This window comes from Streptomyces fractus (genome assembly GCF_049844455.1).
Classification (GTDB): Bacteria; Actinomycetota; Actinomycetes; order Streptomycetales; family Streptomycetaceae; genus Streptomyces; species Streptomyces fractus.
The window spans coordinates 8,212,073-8,235,440 of sequence record NZ_JBMYHI010000002.1; the positions used below are offsets into that span (position 1 = coordinate 8,212,073).

General features: G+C 72.1%; 23 protein-coding genes. 12 read left to right on the plus strand and 11 right to left on the minus strand.

The annotated features are described in order from the left end of the window. The first annotated feature begins 58 nt into the window (after window positions 1-58). Both ACP4E5_RS39350 and ACP4E5_RS39355 read left to right on the plus strand, forming a co-directional pair. Window positions 59-2,074 carry an oxidoreductase gene (locus ACP4E5_RS39350; protein WP_425837834.1) on the plus strand — a complete coding sequence of 672 codons (2,016 nt, stop codon included), beginning with the start codon at window positions 59-61 and terminating at the stop codon, window positions 2,072-2,074. 91 nt (window positions 2,075-2,165) lie between these two features. Beyond that, entirely contained in the window at window positions 2,166-2,693 is a 528-nt protein-coding gene (locus ACP4E5_RS39355) for a PadR family transcriptional regulator (RefSeq protein WP_425837837.1), read from the plus strand. Window positions 2,694-2,696: 3 nt separating this feature from the next. On the opposite strand, the gene ACP4E5_RS39360 is transcribed toward ACP4E5_RS39355, so the two are convergent. The 5 genes from ACP4E5_RS39360 to ACP4E5_RS39380 form a co-directional block, all read right to left on the minus strand. Beyond that, a complete protein-coding gene (locus tag ACP4E5_RS39360; protein WP_425837840.1) occupies window positions 2,697-3,707 on the minus strand; it encodes a fibronectin type III domain-containing protein in 1,011 nt (336 codons plus the stop codon). Between the two features lie 151 nt (window positions 3,708-3,858). Further along, entirely contained in the window at window positions 3,859-4,272 is a 414-nt protein-coding gene (gene dhaM, locus ACP4E5_RS39365; protein WP_425837843.1) for a dihydroxyacetone kinase phosphoryl donor subunit DhaM, read from the minus strand. Further along, window positions 4,269-4,877: a dihydroxyacetone kinase subunit DhaL gene (dhaL, locus tag ACP4E5_RS39370; protein ID WP_425837844.1), complete on the minus strand. Its 609-nt coding sequence runs from the start codon at window positions 4,875-4,877 to the stop codon at window positions 4,269-4,271. Before dhaL ends, dhaM begins: the two co-directional genes overlap by 4 nt. Before the next feature lie 55 nt (window positions 4,878-4,932). Continuing rightward, window positions 4,933-5,925, minus strand: a complete 993-nt coding sequence (dhaK, locus tag ACP4E5_RS39375; RefSeq protein ID WP_425837846.1) for a dihydroxyacetone kinase subunit DhaK — start codon at window positions 5,923-5,925, stop codon at window positions 4,933-4,935. Between the two features lie 108 nt (window positions 5,926-6,033). Beyond that, the gene (locus ACP4E5_RS39380; protein ID WP_425837848.1) at window positions 6,034-7,095 is read right to left on the minus strand and encodes a PucR family transcriptional regulator; all 1,062 of its coding nucleotides are present in this window, start codon (window positions 7,093-7,095) and stop codon (window positions 6,034-6,036) included. Between the two features lie 173 nt (window positions 7,096-7,268). Between ACP4E5_RS39380 and ACP4E5_RS39385 the strand changes: the two genes are divergently transcribed. From ACP4E5_RS39385 to ACP4E5_RS39415, 7 genes are all read left to right on the plus strand, one after another. Next, window positions 7,269-7,784 carry a hypothetical protein gene (locus tag ACP4E5_RS39385; RefSeq protein ID WP_425837851.1) on the plus strand — a complete coding sequence of 172 codons (516 nt, stop codon included), beginning with the start codon at window positions 7,269-7,271 and terminating at the stop codon, window positions 7,782-7,784. A gap of 59 nt (window positions 7,785-7,843) precedes the next feature. After that, window positions 7,844-9,292, plus strand: coding sequence for a flotillin family protein (locus tag ACP4E5_RS39390; protein WP_425837853.1), 1,449 nt, complete (start codon window positions 7,844-7,846; stop codon window positions 9,290-9,292). A 193-nt stretch (window positions 9,293-9,485) separates the two neighbouring features. Then, window positions 9,486-10,700 (plus strand): DegT/DnrJ/EryC1/StrS family aminotransferase, encoded by a 1,215-nt coding sequence (locus ACP4E5_RS39395; protein ID WP_425837856.1) that lies wholly within the window; start codon window positions 9,486-9,488, stop codon window positions 10,698-10,700. Then, complete coding sequence (locus ACP4E5_RS39400) at window positions 10,700-12,079, plus strand: type I glutamate--ammonia ligase (protein WP_425837859.1); 1,380 nt, start codon at window positions 10,700-10,702, stop codon at window positions 12,077-12,079. The genes ACP4E5_RS39395 and ACP4E5_RS39400 overlap by 1 nt, the downstream gene beginning before the upstream one ends. Window positions 12,080-12,100: 21 nt before the next feature. Next, a complete protein-coding gene (locus tag ACP4E5_RS39405) occupies window positions 12,101-12,955 on the plus strand; it encodes a class II glutamine amidotransferase (RefSeq protein ID WP_425837862.1) in 855 nt (284 codons plus the stop codon). A 147-nt stretch (window positions 12,956-13,102) separates the two neighbouring features. Further along, complete coding sequence (locus tag ACP4E5_RS39410) at window positions 13,103-13,714, plus strand: TetR/AcrR family transcriptional regulator (RefSeq protein ID WP_425837865.1); 612 nt, start codon at window positions 13,103-13,105, stop codon at window positions 13,712-13,714. 247 nt (window positions 13,715-13,961) lie between these two features. Next, a complete protein-coding gene (locus ACP4E5_RS39415; protein WP_425837868.1) occupies window positions 13,962-14,369 on the plus strand; it encodes a methyltransferase domain-containing protein in 408 nt (135 codons plus the stop codon). 116 nt (window positions 14,370-14,485) lie between these two features. Here the strand turns inward: ACP4E5_RS39415 and ACP4E5_RS39420 are convergent, their stop codons facing one another. Genes ACP4E5_RS39420 through ACP4E5_RS39435 form a run of 4 tightly spaced genes read right to left on the minus strand, consistent with a single transcriptional unit; the run spans window position 14,486 to window position 18,850 of the window. Beyond that, entirely contained in the window at window positions 14,486-15,286 is an 801-nt protein-coding gene (locus ACP4E5_RS39420) for a GntR family transcriptional regulator (protein WP_425837871.1), read from the minus strand. A gap of 41 nt (window positions 15,287-15,327) precedes the next feature. Further along, the gene (locus tag ACP4E5_RS39425; protein WP_425837874.1) at window positions 15,328-16,173 is read right to left on the minus strand and encodes a sulfite exporter TauE/SafE family protein; all 846 of its coding nucleotides are present in this window, start codon (window positions 16,171-16,173) and stop codon (window positions 15,328-15,330) included. Next, window positions 16,170-17,603, minus strand: a complete 1,434-nt coding sequence (locus ACP4E5_RS39430; protein ID WP_425837876.1) for an MBL fold metallo-hydrolase — start codon at window positions 17,601-17,603, stop codon at window positions 16,170-16,172. Before ACP4E5_RS39430 ends, ACP4E5_RS39425 begins: the two co-directional genes overlap by 4 nt. Before the next feature lie 47 nt (window positions 17,604-17,650). Continuing rightward, window positions 17,651-18,850 carry an NAD(P)/FAD-dependent oxidoreductase gene (locus tag ACP4E5_RS39435; protein ID WP_425837879.1) on the minus strand — a complete coding sequence of 400 codons (1,200 nt, stop codon included), beginning with the start codon at window positions 18,848-18,850 and terminating at the stop codon, window positions 17,651-17,653. A 222-nt stretch (window positions 18,851-19,072) separates the two neighbouring features. On the opposite strand from ACP4E5_RS39435, the gene ACP4E5_RS39440 reads away from it, so the two are divergent. Continuing rightward, window positions 19,073-19,459 (plus strand): VOC family protein, encoded by a 387-nt coding sequence (locus ACP4E5_RS39440; RefSeq protein WP_425837881.1) that lies wholly within the window; start codon window positions 19,073-19,075, stop codon window positions 19,457-19,459. A 138-nt stretch (window positions 19,460-19,597) separates the two neighbouring features. After that, window positions 19,598-20,977 carry a C1 family peptidase gene (locus ACP4E5_RS39445; RefSeq protein WP_425837884.1) on the plus strand — a complete coding sequence of 460 codons (1,380 nt, stop codon included), beginning with the start codon at window positions 19,598-19,600 and terminating at the stop codon, window positions 20,975-20,977. A gap of 14 nt (window positions 20,978-20,991) precedes the next feature. Here the strand turns inward: ACP4E5_RS39445 and ACP4E5_RS39450 are convergent, their stop codons facing one another. Further along, window positions 20,992-21,618 (minus strand): hypothetical protein, encoded by a 627-nt coding sequence (locus ACP4E5_RS39450; RefSeq protein ID WP_425837886.1) that lies wholly within the window; start codon window positions 21,616-21,618, stop codon window positions 20,992-20,994. Between the two features lie 136 nt (window positions 21,619-21,754). Between ACP4E5_RS39450 and ACP4E5_RS39455 the strand changes: the two genes are divergently transcribed. Then, on the plus strand, window positions 21,755-22,294 hold the full coding sequence (locus tag ACP4E5_RS39455; protein WP_425837889.1) for a flavin reductase: 540 nt from the start codon (window positions 21,755-21,757) through the stop codon (window positions 22,292-22,294). 14 nt (window positions 22,295-22,308) lie between these two features. Here ACP4E5_RS39455 and ACP4E5_RS39460 read toward each other — a convergent pair whose 3' ends face one another. Beyond that, window positions 22,309-23,286, minus strand: a complete 978-nt coding sequence (locus tag ACP4E5_RS39460; protein WP_425837892.1) for an AraC-like ligand-binding domain-containing protein — start codon at window positions 23,284-23,286, stop codon at window positions 22,309-22,311. Window positions 23,287-23,368: the final 82 nt, after the last annotated feature.

Sequence of the window (23,368 nt, forward strand, 5' to 3'; positions counted from 1 at the left end):
AACCGGTGCGGTGTCCTCTACAACTGATTCGACCGTTCACCGCTCACGGAGGGCCCCCATGAGCCGCTTCCCGCACCTGCTCGCCCCGCTCGACCTCGGCTTCACGACGCTCCCGAACCGTGTTCTGATGGGCTCGATGCACGTGGGCCTGGAGGAGGCGCCGAACGGGTTCGCGCGCATGGCTGAGTTCTACGCGACCCGCGCCCGCGGCGGCGTGGGCCTCATGGTCACCGGCGGCATCGCGCCCAACGCCGAGGGCTGCTCCTTCGAGGGCGGCGCCAAGATGACCACCGAGGCGGAGGCCGCGCAGCACCGCGAGGTCACCGACGCCGTGCACGCGGCAGGCGGCAGGATCGCCATGCAGATCCTGCACTTCGGCCGGTACGCGCACCACGCCGGTCTTGTCGCGCCGAGCGCCGTGCAGGCGCCGATCAGCGCCCACGTCCCGCGCGCCCTCACCGACGAAGACGTCGAGCGGACCATCGAGGACTACGCGCGCGCCGCCGAACTCGCGAAGTCCGCCGGGTACGACGGCGTCGAGGTGATGGGCTCCGAGGGCTACCTCATCAACGAGTTCATCGTCTCCGCCACCAACCACCGCGAGGACCGCTGGGGCGGCTCGTACGAGAACCGCATCCGGTTCGCCGTCGAGATCGTGCGGCGCGTGCGCGAGCGGGTCGGCCCCGACTTCATCCTCATCTACCGGCTGTCCATGCTGGACCTGGTCCCCGGCGGCTCGACCCTCGACGAGGTCGTCCACCTCGCCAAGGAGATCGAGGCGGCCGGCGCGACCATCATCAACACCGGCATCGGCTGGCACGAGGCGCGCATCCCCACCATCGCCACGTCCGTGCCGCGCGGCGCGTACACCTTCGTCACCAAGAAGGTCATGGGCGAGGTGAACGTCCCGCTGGTGACCACCAACCGCATCAACACCCCGGAACTCGCCGAGGAGTTGCTCGCCGACGGCGCCGCCGACATGGTCTCCATGGCCCGCCCGATGCTCGCCGACCCGGAGTTCGTGAACAAGGCCGCCGCCGACCGCTCCGACACCATCAACACCTGCATCGGCTGCAACCAGGCCTGCCTCGACCACATCTTCAGCCTCCAGATCACCTCCTGCCTGGTGAACCCGCGCGCCTGCCACGAGACCGAACTGGTCCTCTCGCCGACCCGGATCCGCAAGCGCGTCGCCGTCGTCGGCGCGGGCCCCGCCGGACTCGCCTGCGCCGTCAGCGCCGCCGAACGCGGCCACGAGGTCACCCTGTTCGACGCCGCCGCCGAGATCGGCGGGCAGCTAAACGTCGCCCGCCAGGTCCCCGGCAAGGAGGAGTTCAACGAGACGCTGCGCTACTTCCGCGCGCAGCTCGAACTGCACGGCGTGAACGTCAAGTTGGAGACCCGCGTCGCCGCCGGAGACCTCGACTCCTACGACGAGGTGGTCGTCGCCACCGGCGTCACCCCGCGCACCCCCGCCATCGACGGCGTCGACCACCCGAAGGTCGTCGGCTACCTCGACGTCCTGCGCGGCGACGCGCCCGTCGGTGACCGCGTCGCCATCATCGGCGCCGGCGGCATCGGCTTCGACGTCGCCGAATACCTCACCGACGGCGGCGAGAAGGCGAGCCTCGACCCGGCCACGTACTTCCGGCAGTGGGGCGTCGACATGGACTACGGCGACCGTGGCGGCCTCACCAGGCCCGAGCGGCCCACCCCGCCCCGGCAGGTGCACCTCGTCCAGCGCAAGGCCACCAAGGTCGGCGCGGGCCTCGGCAAGACGACCGGCTGGATCCACCGCACCGAACTGCGCCACCGCGGCGTCACCATGGTCGCGGGAGCCACGTACGACCTGATCGACGACGCGGGCCTGCATGTCACCATCGAGGGCGAGCGGTCCCTCATCCCCGCCGACACCGTCGTCCTGTGCGCGGGCCAGGAACCGCACCGCTCGCTCTACGACGACCTGGTGGCCGCCGGACGTACCCCGCACCTGATCGGCGGCGCCGACCTCGCGGCCGAACTCGACGCCAAGCGGGCCATCAAGCAGGGCACCGAGGTCGCCGCGGCGCTCTAGGACAGGCCCTGAAGACCGGGGAGTCACGTGACCGGGCCCGCCGGACACGTGACTCCCCTTCGCCCGAAGGGAACTCGCCTACCCTTACGACATGTCACTCCCGCACGCGATCCTCACGGCGCTCCTGGAGAAGCCGTCGTCGGGCCTCGAACTGACCCGCAGGTTCGACAAGTCCATCGGCTACTTCTGGTCGGCCACGCACCAGCAGATCTACCGGGAGCTCGGCAAACTCGAACGCGAGGGACTGATCCGCGCGCTGCCCACCGAGACACCCGCGCGCGGCCAGAAGAAGGAGTACGAGGTCCTGCCCCGCGGCCGCGCCGAACTGGCCCGCTGGACCGCCGCCCCCCAGGACCCCAGGCCGCTGCGCGACCCGCTGCCGCTGCGCCTGCGTTCGGCCGCGGTCGTCGGCACGGAGGGCATCGCTGAGGACCTCAACCGCCATCTCGCCCTGCACCGCGAGCAGTTGGCGACGTACCAGGACATCGAGAAGCGCGACTTCCCGCCGGAGAAGAACAGCGAGGCCGATCGCCTGCAACACGCGGTGCTGCGCGCGGGCATCGACCTCGAACGGTTCTGGGTGGGGTGGCTGGAGCGCACCCTGACGGAGCTGGACTGACCCTCAGCCCCGCCCCGCCGGACTCCCCGTGGTCACGGTCCGCTCCGCCGAGAAGGCGCCCCACGTCCCGTCCGGCAACTGCGCGCGCAGCTTCACCCGGTGCTTCACGTGCGCCTTCTTGCCGATGTAGAAGCTGTACGTCGCCGGTCCGGCCGGCGCGCTCTCGCCCCACATCACCGTCGTCGCCTCCCGGCCGTCCAGGAACACCTGGTACGCCGGGACCTCGCCGCCGGTCCGCGGTGGCGTCCACGCCAGGTCGATGGAGTACGCGCCCTTCGAGCGCCGCGTCGACGCCTCGAACTCCGACGGCGCGGTACCGGGCCCCTCCTCGTCCTTGCCCCGCGCGGTCGTCAGACGGAGCGTCCCGCTCGCGGCCGAGGTGTTGTCGGCGGCGTCCCGGGCCCGCACGCTGAACGCGTACGCGGTGCCGGGCCGCAGCCCGGTGACCAGCGCCCGCGTCTCCTTCCCGCCCACGCTGTGGATCTTCGTGGCGCCCTGGTAGATGTCGTACGAGGCGACGCCCCGGTCGTCCGTCGCCCTCCGCCATGCCAGCGAAACGGCCCGGCTCCCGTCCGCCCGCCCGCGCAGCCCGGTCGGCCGGCCCGGCGCGGAGCGGTCCTCCTTGACGGCGGCCGGGGTGGTGATGGTGACGCGGGCACTGGCGGGGCCGAGCGCGCCGTCCGTGCCGCGGGCGCGCACCGTGAACACGTAACGGGACGTGGGGGAGAGCCCGGTGACGTCCACCATGTGCTGCTCCGCGGGCAGCCGCCGCACGCGCTGGGAGCCGCGGTACACCTCGTACCCCTTGACCTCCGCCGTGCTCGCGGGCCGGTTCCACATGACGTGCACGGAGGTGGCCGTTCCGGCCTGCGCGGTGACCCCGGCCGGAGCCGACAGGGCGGGCCCCTCGGCCTTCGCGCTGTCGGAGAGGAGGCCACAGGAGGCGAGCGCGGTCACGAGCGCGGTGGCGCAGGCCGTGCGGGCGAGCAGGGTGCGTGGGGGGAGGCGTCGCACGGAGGGCCTTCCGTTCGAGCGGATTGGTACAGACCTGTATGGCACGAGGGGTGGTCATTCCTCAAGGGGTTCGCGCCAACAGGTCTGCACCAAAGGCTCGTTGGGGAGGCGGTTGGGGGAGACGTTTGGGGGAGGCTGCCTCCCCGCTGCCTCATTCCTTCCGGTACGTGTACGCCTCCGAGGCCGCCGCGGCGACGGCGTCCAGGTCCGCACCGGTGGAGGCCGTGACGACCGCGGCGATCGCGCCCTCCACGAACGGGGCGTCCACCAGGCGTGTGGCGTCCGGGAGTTCATCACCCTCGGCCAGCAGCGCCTTCACGGTCAGCACGGCGCTGCCGAGGTCGACGAGGACTGCGACCCCGGCGCCCCGGTCAACTTCGGCGGCGGCCGCGGAGATCAGCTCGGAGCTGGTGCCGAGGCCGCCGTCCTCCGTGCCGCCCGCCGCCGCGACGGGCGCGGTGTCGCCGCCACCGGAGAGCCCGGCCGCGAGCCGCGCCACGGACTCGGCGACGTCCTTGCTGTGCGACACCAGCACGATGCCGACCTGCTTGTCGGGGGCGCTCACGACTCGGCCCCCGCCGCCTCGGCCAGCGCGGCGATCAGGAGCGCCGACGACGTGGCGCCCGGGTCCTGGTGCCCGATGCTGCGCTCGCCGAGGTAACTCGCCCGCCCCTTGCGGGCCTGAAGCGGGATGGTGGCCTCGGCCCCGTGCTCGGCCGCCGACCGCGCCGCGGCGAAGTCGCCGTCGCCGAGCGCCTCCACCGCGGGTACGAGGGCGTCGAGCATCGTCTTGTCGCCGGGAGCGGCACCGCCGAGCGCGGCGACGGCGTCGACCCCCGCCTTCAGCGCCTGCGCGAAGTCCGCCTCGCCGACCTCGGCGGCGTCGCCCAGCGCCTTCCCGGTGCGGCGCAGCAGAGTCCCGTACAACGGACCCGAGGCCCCGCCGACCGTCGAGATCAACTGCCGTCCGGCCGTGGTGAGTACGGCCCCCGGAGTGTCGGGCGCGTCCTTGTCGAGGGTGGCGCGCACGGCGTTGAAGCCGCGCTGAAGGTTGCTGCCGTGGTCCGCGTCGCCGATCGGCGAGTCGAGGTCGGTGAGCCGGTCGGCCTCGCGGTCCACGGCCGCGGCGGCCACCGTCAGCCAGCGCCGGAAGAAGTCGGCGTCGAGCACGTGATCTCCTTGCTGTTCAGGTTCGTTGACGTGGTCAGGTGCCCGGCCGGGGCCGTCACATGCCCCAGCGCAGGCCGGCCGTGCTGACGGGCGCGTCCCACAGACGCAGCAGCTCCTCGTCGGCCTGGCAGATGGTGACGGAGGCGCCGGCCATGTCGAGCGAGGTGACGTAGTTCCCGACGAGCGTGCGGGCGACGGGAACGCCGCGCTCCTCGAGCACCCGCTGCACCTCGGCGTTGAAGCCGTAGAGCTCGAGCAGCGGGGTGGCGCCCATCCCGTTGACCAGGACCAGCACGGGGCTGCTGGGGTTGAGGTCCTCGAGCACGGCGTTCACGGAGAAGTCCGCGATCTCCCCGGACGTCATCATGGGCCGCCGCTCGCGGCCCGGCTCGCCGTGGATCCCGATCCCCAACTCCAGCTCGCCGGACGGCAGATCGAAGGTGGGCGCGCCCTTGGCCGGCGTACTGCACGCGCTCAGCGCGACGCCGAAACTCCGCGCGTTCTCATTGACCTGCCGGGCGATCGCTTCGACGCGCTCAAGCGGCTGGCCCTCCTCGGCGGCGGCGCCGGCGATCTTCTCCACGAACAGGGTCGCGCCTGTGCCGCGCCGCCCGGCGGTGTAGAGGGAGTCGGTGACGGCGACGTCGTCGTTGACGAGCACCTTGGCGACCTGGACGCCCTCGTCCTCGGCGAGTTCGGCGGCCATGTCGAAGTTCAGCACGTCACCCGTGTAGTTCTTGACGATGAACAACACGCCGGCGCCGCTGTCCACCGCGGCGGCGGCCCGCACCATCTGATCCGGTACGGGCGAGGTGAACACCTCACCGGGGCAGGCCGCGGCGAGCATCCCGGGACCGACGAACCCACCGTGCAGCGGCTCGTGCCCGGACCCGCCCCCCGACACCAACGCCACCTTCCCGGCCACCGGCGCGTCCCGGCGCACGATCACCCGGTTCTCGACGTCCACATTCAGCTCGGGGTGGGCGGCGGCCATCCCGCGCAGGGCGTCGGCGACGACCGTCTCGGCTACGTTGATCAACATTTTCACTGGTGCCTCCGGGTGGCGTTGGCGGGTGGAGCTTGTCGACGTCTGCGGGTCCCTCGCCAGTATCGATGGAGTGGCCGTGTTGGGCACCCGTTGCGGTCGCGGTCGCTGTCAGGCGGCGTCCGTCGGCCAGTCCAGGAGGCGGGCGCCGATCACCGCGGTCTGGAGCGTGTAGCGGTCGGCAGGGACCGCCGGGTCGATGCCGGTGAGCTGGTGGATGCGGGCGAGGCGATACGTGAACGCCCGCACGCTGAGCGACAGTTGGCGGGCGGCCCCGGCCGACACGCAGCCGGAGTCGAAGTACGCCATGAGTGTGTCGATCAGAGGCTGGGCGCCGCCACGTGCCTGCCGCAGCGGGCCGAGCGTGTTGTGGACCAGGTCGGTCATGGCCTGCCGGTCGCGGGTGAGGACGGGGTAGACGAGGAGGTCGGCCGAGCGCAGCACCGGCGTGTCGAGGCCGAGGCGGGTGGCCAGGTCGAGCGCGCTCAGCGCCTCCTCGTAGGACTGGACGACGCCGCCGGGGCCCGACTGCGGGCGGCCGATGGCGACCTGGCCCCCGTCGGCGGCGGCGTACGCCTGCTTCGCGAAGTAGGTGAGGACCTCGCTCTGGTCGCCGGGGGCGATGCAGACGAGCTGCCCTTCCTTGGTGGTCAGCAGGATGTTCCGGTTGCCGAAGCGGGCGATCACCGCGCGCTCGATCTCCCGCGCGACCGTGTCGCCCTCCTCGTACGCGCTGTCGCCGCGGGCCACCGCTATGGCGTGCTCGCCGGACAGACGCAAACCGAAACGCTCGGCGCGCTCGGCGAGTCTGCCCAGGTCGCTGCGGCCGTAGAGCAGGTCGTCGATGAACTCGCGGCGTGCCGCCTCCTCCCGGCGCATCGTCTGCCGCTGCGCGCGCTCGTAGCCCTCGGCGAACGCGTCGATGGCCTGGGCGCCCGCCGCGACGACCGCGTCGACCGTCACCCGCGTCCCTATGTTGCCGGTGTGCGTCCGCGCGAGGTGGGCGGCGACCAGCGCGCGCAGCCCGAGACCGGCCTCCGCGGCGCGCTCGCCCAGCGCGCGGCGCGCGTCGAGTTCGTCCCGGGTCAGTCGGCGCCCCGTGGCGGAGGCGTCGGCCACCGCCTCGACGTACCCGTCCAGATACTCGTCGGGGACGTCCTGCTGCGACGCCATGCCCACCCCCATCGCGATGTCGTGTCCGTTCCTCCCCGCATTCTTAACGGATGAGCAGGCGGGCATCAAAACCGCGTAAAGATTGCCGGGAACCGGCAGTTACTTGCGGTGAGTGCCCATGACAACATCCGGATCAAGCACACGGAACAGGGGCTACCAGGGAGGCCTGTGACATGACGTGGTTTCTCGGTCTCGGCATCGCGGGAGTGGTGCTGCTCGTGCTGTCCCTGTTGCTGGACGGGGTCCTGGAGGGGCTCTTCGACGGGGTCGGGGCCCTGGACGGGATCTTCGACGGCCTGCTGTCGCTGCCCGTGATCGCGGGCTTCGTGTCCATGCTCGGGTTCGGCGGCGCGATCGTGCTCGGCACCACCGACCTCGGGGCAGGACCCGCCACCGCCGTCGGTGCCGTCGCGGGGGGCGGCGCCGGCTGGCTGACGTGGAAGCTGACCCGCGCGCTGATGCGGGACCAGACCGCAGAGACACCGCGCGGCACCGACCTCGTCGGCAGCGCGGGCACCGTGGTCACCGCCATCCCGGTCGACGGATACGGCGAGGTGCTGCTGCACCTCGCGGGCCAGCCGGCCAAGTACTCGGCGAAGAGCGCGATCGCCGTCGCCCGCGGCGCCGAGGTGTGGGTGGCGGACATCCTGTCGCCCACCTCGGTCGAGGTCCGCACCGTCGACCGCTGAACCATGACCGATCGACTGCCGTCTCCCGGGAGGTTGAGGGGGCAGAGGGGGAATCCATCATGAGCCCAGTCACCATCGCCGTGGCCGGAGTCGTCGTACTCCTGGTCCTGTTGGCACTCGTCGTCATCACCCGCTACAAGGTCGCGGGCCCCAGCCAGGCGTTCATCGTCACCGGCAGGCGCGGCAAGAAGTCCACCGACCCGGAGACCGGCCGCGTCATCACCGACACCAGCGGCCAGAAGGTCGTGGTCGGCGGCGGCGTCTTCGTCGTCCCGTTCGTGCAGCAGAAGTTCACCCTCGACCTGTCCTCGCGGCACATCCCCGTCGCGGTGCGCGGCGCGGTCACCCTGCGCGGCGTGAAGGCGAACCTCGAAGGCGTCGCGATCGTCAAGGTCGGCGGCACCGAGGACTCGATCCGGGCCGCGGCCCAGCGCTTTCTCATGCAGCAGGACGGCATCGTCGGCTTCACCCAGGAAGTGCTGTCCGGAGCGCTGCGCTCCATCGTCGGACGGATGTCGGTGGAGGACGTCATCCGTGACCGGGCCGCGTTCGCCGGGCAGGTCGCCGAGGAGGCGGAGGCGTCACTTTCCGGGCAGGGCCTGGTACTTGACGCCTTCCAGATCCAGGACATCACCACCGAGGGCTCCTACCTGGAGGACTTGGGCCGGCCCGAGGCCGCCCGCGCCAAGCAGGAGGCCGACATCGCCGAGGCGGTCGCGCGCCGTGCCTCCGAGCAGGCGCGGCTGAAGGCCGAGGAGGAGATCGCGATCGCGCAGCGTACGTTCGCGCTGAAGCAGGCCGAGATCAAGGCGGAGACCGACCAGGCGGCCGCGCAGGCGAACGCGGCGGGCCCGCTGGCCGACGCGGCCCGGCAGCAGGAGGTACTCGCCGAGCAGGAGAAGGTGGCGGGGCGTCAGGCGGCCCTGACCGACCGCGAGTTGGACACCAAGGTCCGCAAGCCCGCCGACGCCGCCCGCTACCAGGCCGAGCAGGAGGCCGAGGCCCGCCGGATCGGCCTCGTCAAGCAGGCCGAGGCGGACGCCGAGCGGTCCCGCCTGACCGGTGAGGGCGAGAAGGCCCACCGTGCCGCGCTCGCGGACGCGGTCCGCCTCGAGGGCGAGTCCGAGGCCGCGGCGATCGGCGCGAAGGGCGCCGCGGAGGCCGAGGCCATGCGGAAGAAGGCCGACGCGTTCGCCCAGTACGGCGACGCGGCCGTGCTGCAGATGCTGGTCGAGGTGCTGCCGCAGGTCGTCGCCAAGGCGTCCGAACCGCTGGCCGCCGTCGACAAGATGACGGTGATCTCCACGGACGGGGCGAGCCAGCTGTCCCGTACGGTCGCCGACAACGTGGCCCAGGGCGTGGAACTCCTGAACTCCACCACCGGCGTCGACCTCGCCGCCCTGCTGAAGAACATCACCGGCGGAAAGGGCGCGCCGGTGCCCGCACCGAAGCCCGCCGAACCGGCCGGCGCCGCATCGGCGAACGGACACATCGAGATCACCGACTGAGCGGTATGTCGCGGGCTGGGGGCAGAGTCGCTGGTCGGGTGCGGTTGCGGGCGCTTGTTCTTCGTTTCACGATGTCAGAGGCCGTAGAACGCCAGAGCGAATGTGTTCCGTGTGGAGACGCAGGATCTGTCGCCCGTCTTCTGCCGTATCGCGGTTCGCCGAGCGCTCTGCCCTCTCCCTGTGAGGTCTCCCGATGGTGCTCGCCTCCGCTTCCCCTGCCCCTTTCCCCTCCCTCGCCGCGCCAGGTGCGCGGCACGGTTGGGACATCCCCGCAGAAGGACACGCCCGGCGGGTACGGGCGCTCCGGCCGGAGATCCACCGCCTCGTCGACGAGGTGGCCGACCGCGGGAGGTTCCACTTCGGGCCGCAGACCGCGGCGCTGGAACAGCACATGCGCGCCGCGTGGGGCGGCCATCCCGTAGCCACCACCTCGTGCACACAGGCCCTCGCGCTGGCGCTGCGCACCGCGGGCGTCGGCGAGGGCGACGAGGTGATCGTCCCGGCGGCGACCTTCGCCGCGACCGCCTTCGCGGTCGCCGAGGTCAAAGCGGTGCCCGTGGTCGTCGATGTCACCGAACCGACCCTCACCATGTGCCCGCGTGCCCTGCGGGACGCCCTCACGCCGCGCACCCGCGCCGTGATCCCCGTCCACCTGCACGGACACATGGCCGACATGCCGGCCATCATCGACGTCGCCCGCGCCCATGATCTGGCCGTCATCGAGGACTGCGCGCAGGCGCCCGGCGCGGCGCTCGGCGGCCGTGCGGCAGGCACCTGGGGGCACTTCGGGTGCTTCTCGTTCTGGGTGGGCAAGTGTGTCGGCGGATTCGCCGACGGCGGCGCGGTGCTGACCGACAGCGAGGAGCGGGCGGCATGGGTGCGCCGCCTCTCGGACATGGGCCGCCCGCCGGGCAAGCGCCACGTTCACGAGGAACGTGGCATCCGGGGCCGCCTCGGTGAACTGGACGCCGGCCTCATCGCGCTCGAACTCGCCCTGCTGCCCCGGTGGGTGAGGCGCCGTCAGGCGATCGCCGAGTACTACGACATGTGCTTCGCCGACAGCCCGGTCACCACCCCGGCCGTCCTGCCGGGACACCGGCACGCCTACTACAAGTACGCCGTGTCCTGCCCCGATCTCCCCGGCCTCACGGGGTACCTGGCCGGGCGCGGGATCGAGGCCGAACAGGTCTACCCGTACCTGCTGCCCGACCAGCCCGCCTTCCGCGGCATCCCGCACCGCAGCGAGGTCACCGCCCGGTCGGCGGGCGGCGCGCGCCGCCTGTGCCTGCCCGCCTACCCCGAACTCACCGACGCCGAGGTGGAACACGTGGCCGCGTCCGTCGTGGCCCACGCCGCCGGGCGTGGCCGCGCCCGACGGGCCCACACCGTGCGGGCGGGGGCGCGGTGATGGCCGACGGCACGCGGGCGGCGGTCCCCGCGGAGGCCGTGGCGGCGGCGCACGAGCAGTCGGCGCGGCTGGCCGGACGCGGCATCCACGGCGCCGCGTTGACCTGGGTGGACAACAGCGGCATCACACGCGTGAAGGCGGTGCCCGCGGGGCGCCTGGCCGAGGCGGTGGAGCACGGGGTCGGCATGTCGCCGGTGTTCGACGTCTTCCTCCTCGACGACTCCATCACCGACAGCGCCCACGTCGGCGGACCCGACGGCGATCTGCGGCTCCACCCCGATCTGCGCCGGCTCACCGAACTCGCCGCCCAGCCCGGCTGGGCCTGGGCCCCGGCCGACCGCTACGACCAGGAGGGCCATCCGCACCCGTGCTGCCAGCGGCAGTTCGCCCGCCGGATGTACGAGGAGGCGGGCGCGGCCGGGTTCGACGTCTGCATGGGATTCGAGACGGAATGGGTGGTCGTGTCCGCCGACGCGCACGAGGAAGCGGGCGTCGCGCCGGCCTACGCCACGAACGGTCCGGCCTACGGCATGTCCCGCGTCGTCGATCTGTCGGCCTACCTCGCGGAGCTGCTCCAGGCGTTCCAGGCCCAAGGCGTACGCGTACTGCAACTCCACCCCGAGTACGCGGCGGGCCAGTTCGAGGTGTCCGTGGCCCCCGCGGACCCGGTGACCACGGCGGATCTGGCCGTGCTCGTACGGGAGACGGTCCGGGCGGTCACCCTGCGGCACGGCCTCACACCCATCTTCTCGCCGGTCGCCGAGGCCGGGTCCGTGGGCAACGGCAGACATCTGCACACCAGCCTGTGGCGGGACGGTCGCAACCTCTGCCGGGGTGGTGAAGGGGCGGCCGGCATGACCCCGGACGGCGAGGCGTTCTTCGCCGGAGTGCTGCGTGAACTGCCGGCTCTGATGGCCATCGGGGCGCCCTCCGCGGCGAGTTATCTCCGGCTGCGGCCGGGCCACTGGGCCGGCGTCTACGCGTGCTGGGGCGTGGAGAACCGGGAAGCGGCGCTCCGCTTCATTCCCGGACCGTCCCACGACCTCCGCACGGCCAACGGCGAGGTCAAGTGCTTTGACGCCGCCGCCAACCCGTATCTGGTCACCGGGTGCGTGATCGCGGCCGGTCTCGCCGGAGTGCGGGAGGGGCTGACGCTTCCGAGTCCGGTGGCCGGCGACCCGGCCGGGCAGGACAGCGCCGAGCGCCTGCCGTGCTCGCTGCCCGAGGCGACCAAGCACTTCCAGGACTCGGCCGTGCTCCGTGCGGCGCTTGGCGACCCCCTCTTCGAGGCGCTGCTCGCCGTGCGCCGCGCCGAGTCCGAACTGTTCGCGCAGGCGTCGGACGAGGCTCTGGCCCGCGCCGTGCGCCACGTGTACTGACCACCGTAGGAGTGAGATCACATGTGTCGGTTGTTCGCCCTGACCACAGGCGGCCCGCGGGTTCAGGCCTCGCACTGGCTGCTCGACTCGCTGACCAACTTCGCCCAGCAGAGCACCCGTCAGCCCGACGGCACCGGCCTCGGCTGGTTCTCGCTCGGCGACGAGCCGGTACGCGACCGCTCCGGAGTCGCGGCCTTCGAGAACGAGGACTTCATCGCGCAGGCCCGCAACGTGGTGTCCCACACCATCGTCAGCCACATCAGATACGCGACCGCGGGCGAGGTCGACGTCCACAACACCCATCCCTTCGACATCAACGACCGGTTGTTCGCCCACAACGGCTGCCTGCGGGGCGCCGAGGTCCTCGACGGATGGCTGACCGACGTCGACAAGGCGCACATCGAGGGGACCACCGACTCCGAGCTGGTCTTCGCCTACCTCTCCGCCGAGATCCGGCGCACCGGTGACACGGGCGAGGGGATCATCGCCGCCATCAGCCGGATCGCGGCCGAACTCCCCGTGTTCTCGCTGAACTTCGTGCTCGCGGAGGCCGGCCGGCTGTGGGCCCTGCGCTATCCGCACAGCTGCGAGCTGTGGGTGCTCTCCCCGGCCGGCGGCGGGTTCGCGAGCGGGACGCGCGGCGCCACCGAGCAGACGCTCGAAGGGAGCGTCCCGGCCTGGGTGATCGCCAGCGAACGCCTCGACGACGACCCGGACTGGCGCCTGCTGGAACCCGGCGAACTGCTGTGCATCGAGCGGGGGGAAGCCACGTCCCGGCACCCCTTCGCCCCGCCCGCCCACCTGCTCACCCTCGACGACATGCGAGGGAAGGAGATCCCGGTGGACTTCGAGGACGGCAGCAAGGCCGGAGTGTGACCGTCGCTTAACGCTCGTTCTGTACAGGATGCCGCCACCGCGGGCTCGGCGCCGACGGCGCACGGCGCTACGATGACGGATCCGTCGCCCGCTGTACGGATGTTCAGTGGCGGGGGCGGATCGAGCGGCCCAGCAGATCGGAGCAACGTGTCCACTCGCCCCGCAGGTCACAAGGCCATCATCGAGGCCGCCCGCGAAGAGTTCTCCGAGCAGGGCTACGGGGCCACCTCGATCCGTGACATCGCGGGGCGCGCCGGAGTGAGCCTGTCCGCGCTGTACTACTACTACAAGGGCAAGCAGGATCTGCTCGTCGCCATCCTCGAAGAGGGCCTCGACGCCTACTTCGGCGCGTGCGGGACCGCACTTGAGGAGGCCGGGGACGATCCCGCGGAGCAGTTGGAGGCCCTCGTCACGGCGACGGTGCAGTTCCGCATCGAGCACCCGGTCAAGAGCAGCATCGTGCTGACCGAGGGCCGCAGTTTGGAGCCGGAGCACCTCGCCCGTTACCGCAAGAACGAGGAGCGCGGCACGCAGCAGTTCCGGGAGGTCATCGAACGGGGCGTCGCCGACGGTGTGTTCCTGACGCCCTACCCGGACGACGCCCGCCGCGCCGTGATCGCCATGTGCAACGCCATCGCCCAGTGGTACCGCACCGACGGCGAGGTGACTCCCGGCGAACTCGTCGAGCGGTACGTGTCGTTGGCGCTGACGGTGGTGGAGTACCGGCCGCGTTCCGTGCGTCGGGCGGTTCGCGGGTAGCCCGGCTACGGTGAACGCGAGGACCACGATGAGCGGTTGCGTCACGCCTCCTCCTTCGGTGCGGCGGCGGTCCCGTACGCCGAGCACCGGCCCGACTACGCGCAGGCCGCGGTGCGTTGGGCGCTCGGCGTCGCGCCCGGTCAGCGCGTGCTCGACCTCGGGTCCGGAACCGGCAAGCTGGCCGGCGTAGTTGCCGCATCCGGGGCGGAAGTCGTGGCCGCGGAGCCCGACTTGGGCATGCTGGACGATGCGTCGCTCGCTGCCGGGGGTCCGTGCACTGGCGGGCAGCGCGGAGGCGATCCCGCTGCCGGACGCCTCGGTCGATGCCGTGGTGGCGGGCAACGCCATGCACTGGTTCGACATGGCGGTCGCGGGACCCGAGATCGCCCGCGTCCTCGCGCCCGGCGGTGTGCTGGCCGGGCTGTGGAACCTCGTGGACGACCAGGTGGAGTGGGTCGCCGGGCTCGCACGGGTCGGCGGCGCCGCGGTCGTCGGCCACCGTGACACACCCGCCGCGTGGCGTGCCGCGAGTGCCGGCATGTATGTCCCGGAGACCGGGTCGGCTCCACGGTTCGGGTCCCCGGAACAGGCCGAGTGCCGGCACGGGCAGCGCCGCACCGCCGACTGCCGGAGGAGGAACGGGAGGCCCTGTTGAGCCGGATCCGCGCCTTCCTGGCGGGCACACCGGAGATCGGCCGCGGTGAGTTCACGCTGCCGATGCGGACGGGTGTGCTGCGCGTGCGGCGGCTGTGACACCGCCGGATCCCGCCGTCAGGGCGTCGGCACGGGCGCGCCCAGGCGGTAACCGTCGTCCGCGGAGAACGCGGCCGCCACGGCGAAGCGGTCCGCGCGGACCAGGGTCTGGCGCCACTCGACCTGGCGGTGGGCCGCGTCGTGGCCGAGCCGGTCGATCGCGAACAGCGCGGTGGACTCCGGGCAGTCGAGCAACTTGCGCTCCGCACGGGTGGGCACGACGGCCCGGATCCGCTCCCAGCCACCGCTGATGTGCGTACGGCAGTGGCGTTCCAGCTCGTCGTAGAGCGAGGTGTGCGTGAAGTCGACGGACAGGAGCGGGCGGGCGACGTCCGCGGGGAGCCAGACGCGGTCGACGGCGAGCGGCTCCCCGTCGGCGAGGCGCAGACGCTCCAGGTGGACGAGGGGCGTGGACTCCTCGAGGCCGAGGCGGGCGGCGATGACACCGTCGGCACGCTGGTCGAGGCGGCGGACGACGCTGCGCTGGACGGCGCCCACCTCCTCGACGGAGCGGAAGAGGCTGTACGCCTCGCCGACCTTCTGCTCCAGCGGCCGGCTCGCCGCGAACCGGGACACCCGGCCGCGCTGCGCCGTGACCAGGCCCTCCGCGCGCAGGGTGCGCAACGCCTCGCGGACGGTGTGCCGGCTGACCCGGTACTCGGCGACGAGGTCGTGCTCGCCGGGGAAGACGTCCCGGAACTCACCGTCCTCGAGGCGTCGCAGCAGGTCGGCGCGGAGCTGCGACCACAGCGGCTTGCCCTTGGACCGGGTGAGCGGGCGAGGGCCGGACTGCGAGCTGCTGGTGGGCACGGGATGCATGCTCGTCGATTTACGGAGGCGGCGCAAACCTCTGGGCCGGCTCACACGAAGGCGTCCACCAGCATGAACGCGGCCGTCGCGAGCAGCAGGACCGCGAACGCGCGCTGCAAGGCCGGTCCCGACAGCCTGGCGGCCAGGCGCCTCGCGTCCCACGCCCCGAGGATCGCGGCGCCGACGAAGGGGCCGAGCACGGCCGGATCGACGGAGCTTCCCTCCGTCGTCAGACGCGTGGTGAGGGACACCAGCGAGTTGAGGAGGGTGACGACGAGGCTGGTGCCGACGGCCATCCGCATCGGCAGCCGCAGCACGGATACCAAGGTGGGCACGGCGAGGAACCCGCCGCCCACCCCGAGCAGCCCGGTCACCGCGCCGAGCCCGGCCCCGGCCCCGGCGGTCCGCAAGGGGCCGCACCCGCCGACCTTGGCGACGGTGACCGTCTCTTCTCGCTGCCGTACGTGTACGAGGCCGGGCTCCGCGGTGGCCAGCGCCGGCAGGCCGGTGTTCGTAGGCGCCGTGTCACCACACGCACGCGTGCCGCGCAGCATCACCGTGGCGGCCACCCCGGCCAGGATGGCGAACGCGGCGGTCAGCAGGTTCTGGGGGAGGCGGTGTGCGAGCATCGACGCCCCGACGGTGGGTACCGCGCCGACCGCCGCGAACAGGGCGCCGGTACGCCAGCGGACGGTGCCGGTGCCCACGTGGCGGGCGAGGGCGGTGGCCGAGGTGACCGTGACGATGAGGAGGCTCGTGGTGCCCGCGTCGGCGGGGGCGACTCCCAGGAGGTAGACGAGGGCCGGGACCGCGAGCACGCCACCGCCACCGCCGAGCCCGCCGAGCGCCAGGCCGACCACGGCGCCGCAGAGCACGGCGAGGATCAGGGTGCTCACGCGGGGACGCCGCCCCCGGCGGCCGGGTGCTCGACCGGTCCGCGCCATGCGCCGAAGCCGCCCCGCAGATCGTCGGCGTCGAAGCCGTGGGCGCGGAGCACGGAGGCGGCCACGGAGGACCGGTTCCCGCTCGCGCACACGACGACGAGTGGCTGATGCGGCGTCAACTCAGCGATGCGGGAGGTGAGTTCGGGCAGGGGGATGGTGCGGGCGCCGGGGATCGTGCCGGTGTCGTGGATCTCGCCGGGGGCACGTACGTCCAGCAAGGTGAAGGAGCGGGGGTTTTCGGTGAGGCGGGCGGCGAGGGAATCGGGCTCCACCCGCGGCACCGATGTCACGTGCCCGGCGCCGAGGGTGTCGGCGGGCAGCGCGCCGATGACCCGGTCGTAGCCGATGCGGGCGAGCCGGTTGCGGGCCTCGCGCGCGGTGGCGGGGTCGCCGCACAGGACGAGGTCGACCCCGGCCGGGAGCACCTCGCCGCAGAGTTCGGCGAAGCGGCCGCCGAGCGGGACGTTGACCGAGCCGGGCAGGTGGGCCGGGGCGAAGAGGTCCGGGGCCCGGGTGTCGAGGACGGTCGCGCCCCCGGAGACGGCGTGCCGGACGGCGCCGGGGGTGAGGGCGCGGACGGGGGCGTCCTCGTCGAGCACCGGACGGGCCTCGATGTTGCGCGCGGACGTGAACGAGAAGTAGGCGGGCGCGGCGGACTGGCCGGAGGTCACGACCTCGACGAAGGCGTCCTCGGACATGTCGGCCAGGGCGTAGTTGGTGCGGCGCTGGGTGCCGATCGTGCAACTCAGCGCGGTCGAGAGGTTCTTGCCGCACGCCGACCCCGCCCCGTGCGCCGGGAAGACGCGGGTGGCGTCGGGGAGGGTGAGCAGGCGTTCGCGGGTGGAGCGGTACAGGGCGCGGGCCATCTCCTCGGCGGTCCGGCCACGCGCGCTGAGCAGATCGGGGCGGCCGACGTCGCCGATGAACAGGGTGTCGCCGGTGAGGACTCCGTAGGGGACGGGGTCGGCCGCGTGCTCGCGTACGACGACGCAGACCGACTCCGGGGTGTGTCCGGGGGTGTGCAGGATCTGGAGGTCGACCTCCCCGAGGCGGAGGCGTTGGCCGTCGGCGAGGGGATCGGTGTCGAAGCCGACGTCGGCCACGGCGCCGTAGGAGATGCGGGCGCCGGTGCGCTCGGCCAACTCCAGGTGGCCGGAGAGGAAGTCGGCGTGGACGTGGGTCTCGACGACGCGCTCGATGGTGAGGCCGTGGTGTGCGGCGGTGGCGAGGTACTCGTTGACATCACGCTGGGGGTCGACCACGACCGCGCGGCCCGTGGTGCGGTCGCCGATGAGGTACGAGGCGTGCGAGAGGCAGTCGAGGTAGAACTGCGCGAATATCAGCGGTCCGGTGCTGTCGTGGGTGACGGGCTCCTGGGGCACGACGGACTCCTGGGTCACGAAGCTGCTGTGCGGGGGAGGTGTGCGGGTCACGCGAGGCCGCGGAGCATGAGGTTCCAGTACAGGAACGGCAGACCGTGCCGCTTGAGGTACCACATGTCGGTGCGTTCGCGGACGGTGTCGATCAGTGGGATCGACGGGGCGGGCCGCCCGCTGTAGTCGAACTCGGCGAGCAGCATCTTGTCGCGGGCCGTGGTCAGTGGGCACGAGGAGTAGCCGTTGTAGACGGCCAGGGGCTCCCGGCCGTGCATCGTCGCGAGCAGGTTCTCGACGACCACGGGCGCCTGTTTGCGCACGGCCGCGCCGGTCTTGGAGTTCGGCGAGGAGCCGGCGTCACCGAGGGCCCAGATGTTGGGGTACCGGACGTGTCGCATGGTGTGCCGGTCGATCTCGACGTAGCCGGCCGGGTCGGCGGCGTCCGCGAGCGGGCTCCGCTTGATCCAGTCCGGGGCGCTCTGCGGCGGCACGAGGTGGGCCATGTCGTACGGGAGCGTCGTCCTGGCGCCCGTACCGATGTCGCCGACGACGACCTCGCGCGCCTCGGGGCGTACCTCGGTGACCTCGCTGCCGTAGTGGACGTGAATGCCGTACCGGCGGGCCACGCCCTCCAGTACCCGCGCGAACTCCGGCACACCGAAGATGGTGTCCGTCGGGAGCACCAGGTGGATGTCCATCCGGCCGAGGACGCCCTCCCGACGCCAGTGGTCGGCGGCGAGGTAGGCGATCTTCTGCGGGGCGCCGCCGCACTTGATGGCTCCGGGCGGCATGGCGAACACGGCGCTGCCCGAGCGGGTGTCGCGGATGAAACGCCAGGTCGCGGGCGCGGTGTGCGGCAGATAGTTGCTGGAGAGCCCGTTCTGGCCGAGCCCCGCCTGAAGGCCGGGCACGCGCCCCCAATCCAACTGGATGCCCGCGCACACCACGAGATGGTCGTAGCGCACAACGCCCCCGTCGTCGAGGGTCACCTCCTGGGCCTCCGGATCGACGGCGACGGCGGCGCGCCGGATCCACCGGACCCCCTTCGGCATCACGGATCTCTGCGGCCGGACGCTCTCCTTCAGCGGCGCCCGCCCACCACCGACCAGCGTCCACAGCGGCTGGTAGTAGTGCCGCTCGCTCGGCTCGAGGACCGCGACATCACGCTCCCCGGCACGCCGGAGCCGCGCCGCGACCGAGACCCCGGCCGACCCGCCGCCGACGATCACCGTCCGGTGGTGCTGTGTGGCCACCAAGAGAACCCCTCCCGTGAATGTACGTACATCTACGCTAGGGTGCGGAGTCGCCGATGGGCAAGTGGCCACCGGGGTTCTGGCTCAAGGTGTACGTACATTTGAGGTCGCCCGGGCGGTGTCGGTGCCGTCGATGGGGGCGGGGAAAAGCGCTTGCCGTCGCGGCGCTGCTGGACTAGGCAGTGCATGACCGTGCAACCGACAGAAACGGGGACCGTGCCCATGCGAGTCAAAGCTCTCGATCACTTGGTGCTGAACGTGGCCGACGTCGACAAGTCGCTCGAGTTCTACGGCGGACGCCTGGGGCTCGCGCCCGAGCGGGTGGAGGAGTGGCGGGCCGGGAAGGTGCCGTTCCCGTCCGTGCGGATCGACGACAGCACCGTCATCGACCTGTTCGCCACGCCGCGGACCGAGTCCAACGTCGACCACTTCTGTCTCGTCGTCGAACCCCTGGACTGGCAGGAGGTCGTCGACTCGGGGGAGTTCGAGGTCCTGGAGGGGCCCGTGCCGCGGTGGGGTGCGCGGGGGCAGGCGCAGTCCGTGTACGTCAAGGATCCGGACGGGAACACGGTCGAACTGCGGTGGTATCCGCAGGACGCCGAAGGCTGAGTGCCGGGCGAACGACCATGAACACACCGGTCCGTTGACTGGCTAGAACGGCCGTGCGACGGTGAGAGCGCGTTGCCCCTTTTACCTGCCCAGGCCCTGCGTGAGCACGGGCCGATTCGAGAATGGGAAGCGGATATCGTGACGCTCGGACACGCCCACACCTCTCGCCCCACCGACGCTCCGGCCGACAGCGACCGCAGTCTCACTCCGACACAACTCGAGGCCTACGAGAAGGAGTTCGCCGCCCGTCCCGCGAACCGGCTGATGCAGAACGCCGTGACGCAGACGACGGTGGACGACATCGCCCTGGACCGGCGGATCGTCACCGCCATCGACCACACGGTCTCGCACCACCTGGACGACTGGAAGGTCACCAACCAGAAGCGCAGCGGCCGCTGTTGGATGTTCGCCGGGCTCAACCTGCTGCGCGTCGGCGCCGCGGAGAAGCTCGGCGTGAAGGACTTCGAGTTCTCCCAGAACTACGTGCTGTGGTGGGACAAGTTCGAGCGCGCGAACCACTTCCTCGAGAGCGTCATCGACACCTCGGACCGCGACGTCGACGACCGTACGGTGGCGCACCTGCTCGGCGACCCGATCAGCGACGGCGGGCAGTGGAACATGTTCGTGGCGCTGGTCGCCAAGCACGGTCTGGTGCCCAAGTCGGCGATGCCGGAGACCGAGAGCTCCTCGGCGACCGGGCCGATGAACCGCGCCCTGATGAGCCTGCTCCGCCAGGGCGCCCGTGACGTGCGCCGCGCGGCGGCCGAGGGCGTCGAGGCGCAGCGCGCCCGCAAGGCGGAGGTGCTCGGCGCCGTCCACCGCGTGCTCAGCATCCACCTCGGCACGCCGCCGCAGACGTTCCTGTGGCAATGGCGGGACAGCGACCAGGAGTTCCACCGCGACGGCTGGATGACACCGGCCGAGTTCGCCGAGGCGTATGTGCAGATACCCCTCGACGAGTACGTGTGCCTCGTCCACGACCCGCGCGAGTCGAGCCCGGCGGGCCGCACCTTCACCGTCGAGCACCTCGGCAACATCGTCGAGGCGCCGCCCGTGGTCTACCTCAACGCGGACATCGACGTGCTCAAGCGCCTCAGCATGGAGGCCGTCATGGGCGGCGAGCCGGTCTGGTTCGGCTGTGACGTCGCCCAGCAGATGCGCTCCGACCTCGGCATCTGGGACGCCGAACTCTTCGACTACGAGGCCGTCTACGACGCGTCGTTCGAGCTCGACAAGGCGGACCGGCTCGTCCACCACGAGACCCAGATGACCCACGCGATGCTCTTCACCGGCGTCGACGTCGTGGACGGCAGGCCGCGCCGCTGGCGGGTCGAGAACAGCTGGGGCGACGAGAAGGCCGACAAGGGCTTCTGGACCATGAACGACTCCTGGTTCGGCGAGCACGTCTTCGAGGTCGCGGTCCGCCGCTCCGCGCTTCCGCCGGAGCTCTCGGCCGCCCTCGACGAGCCGCCGATCGTGCTGCCGGCCTGGGACCCGATGGGCGCGCTCGCCGACTGACCGTCAGAAGGGCCCTAGGGGAGCACCGGCGAGGCCGGATCCATCAGTACGGCCTCCAGCGCCGGGTGTGCCAGCACCTGCTCCGCCGCCGCGGCGGAGCAGGCGATCCACGTCGCCGTGAGATCGGTGTCCCCGTGCACGAACCAGGCGCGGTCCGCGGGCCACCACAAGTCGGGAACCAGGGCGTGGTCCACCTCGGCGCCCTCCCCGGTCTCGCCCGCGACCGCCATGGCCAGGGCGGTCACCGAGCCGACCGGCCCGTGGAACACGGGGTACCCGCGGTGGGGCAGTTCGAGGCGGGGCGCGCCGGTGACATCGACGTGACTCCGGTCGTCCCCCAGGTAACCGCACCCCTCCCACACCCCGAACCAGCAGTCCTGAGGCGTGCCCGTGCAGCCTTCCAGGACCGACGCCAGCGGCGCGGCCAGCGGGCCCGGCAGTGTCCCCTCGCCGGGCCCGTCGTCGTCCGCGTCCTCGTCGGACCCGGCCGGATGCAGCACGCGTACGTACCGCTCGTACCCGGCCGGCAGCAGCGAGCCGACCATGCCGGCCGCGAAGTCCGGCAGCGCGTCGCGGACCCACGCGGCCGGGGTCAGGTCATGGCAGAGCGTCAGCCCTGCGGGAAGCGAAGACGTCGTCACCCGTGCAGTATGCGGTCATGCCGTCATGCCGTCATGCGGCGCCGGGGACGGCCCGCCCGGCGTAGGGGAAATCCTGAGGCCGTGCGAAGGAACTCTCGATATCGCGGGCCGCCCGCCGCGCCCTACGGTGACAGCCATGACACCCGTGACACGCAGCGCAGCGGTGGACCAACTCACCCCGAACCAACGATCGTTCCGTGACGCGATGGCGAACCTCTCCGCAAGCGTCAACATCGTCACCACGGACGGACCGCGCGGCCGCGCCGGCATCACGGTGAGCGCCGCCTGCTCCGTCACCGACGACCCGCCCACCATGCTCGTCTGCATCAACCGGTCCAGCCGCAGCCACGACCTGTTCACGCATAACGGTCGGGTCTGCGTCAACGTCCTCGGCCCCGACCACGCCGACGTCGCCAAGGCCTTCGCGGGCGGCGTGCCCGCCGAGGAACGCTTCGCGGCCTGCGGCGACGTATGGGACCACACGCTGGCCGGTGTGCCGGTGCTCAAGGGCTCCGCCGCCTCGGTCGTCGGGCGTGTCACCGGCACCGCCGAACGCGGTTCGCACACCGTGATGTTCATCGAGGCGGAGCGGGTGCTCGTCGGGGAGGACGGGTCGGGCGCGCTGGTCTACTTCCGCCGCCAGTTCCACTCGATCCCCACGTCACTGACCGCGTGACGGGTGCGGCCGGTTCACCCTCGGCGCCGCTCCGCGAGCGCACGGCCGCGGAAGTCGCGCGGCGTCCGGCCGTACGCCGTCTTGAACACCCGGCTGAAGTGGCGGCCGTCCAGCAGCCCCCAGCGCGCGGCGATCACACCGATCGGCTGCCGGGCCGCCGCCGGGTTCGCCAGGTCCCGCGCGCACCGCTCCAGGCGCCGCGTCCGGATCCAGCCAGCGACCGTCAGGCCCTCGGCGGCGAACAGCTTGAAGAGGTAGCGGCGGGAGATCCCGTGCGCCTCGGCGATCGAGTCCGGGGTGAGGTCCGGGTCGGAGAGGCGGCTGTCGATGTGCGCGCGGATCCGCAGCATCATCGCGTGCCCCGGCTCCGCGGGCGCCGCACGGTCGAGGCTCTCCGACACCAGCGCCGTCATCAGGGACGCCGCCCCGTCCGCGAGACCGGTCGCCGCGGGCGCCGCGCAGGTACGGGCCTGCTCGCCCAGCGAGCGCAGGAAGGGCCCCACCACGGCCGCCACCCCGCTCTCCCCGGCCAGCCGGCGCGCCGCGAGGCCGCGCACCGCCTCCGGCCGCACCGGCAGCATCGCCCGCGGGACGAGCATCAGCACGGTGCGGAACGCGGTGTCGTAGCGGAACGCGTACGGGCGCGTGGTGTCACAGATGGTGAGGTCACCGGGGCCCAACTCGCCGTGGACGCCGTCCTGTTCGACGACACATGTGCCGGCGACCTGAAGGGCCACCTTGTAGTGGTCGTCCTCGCTCCGCGCCGTCAGCCGCTCGGTGCGCCGCACCCGCAGCGGCCCCGCACTGATGGAGCCGAGCAGCAGCTGCCCCAGTGCGTCGCAGGTGGCCGTGCCGTGAAAGGCGCCCGCGGCGACCGGCCGGGTGTCGAGCCCGCCGAACACCTGCGACATCTCCTGCGCCCAGTGGTCGAAGCGGTCGTCCCGGTCGACGCCGTCGGTGGTCACGTACTCGGTGGTCACGTACGAAGGCATGTTGCGCTCCACCCGCCGGAGGACTTTCGATCAAGGTAGTCCGCCCGTGCGTGCATGCAAAGGCGGTAACGGATGCACGCGC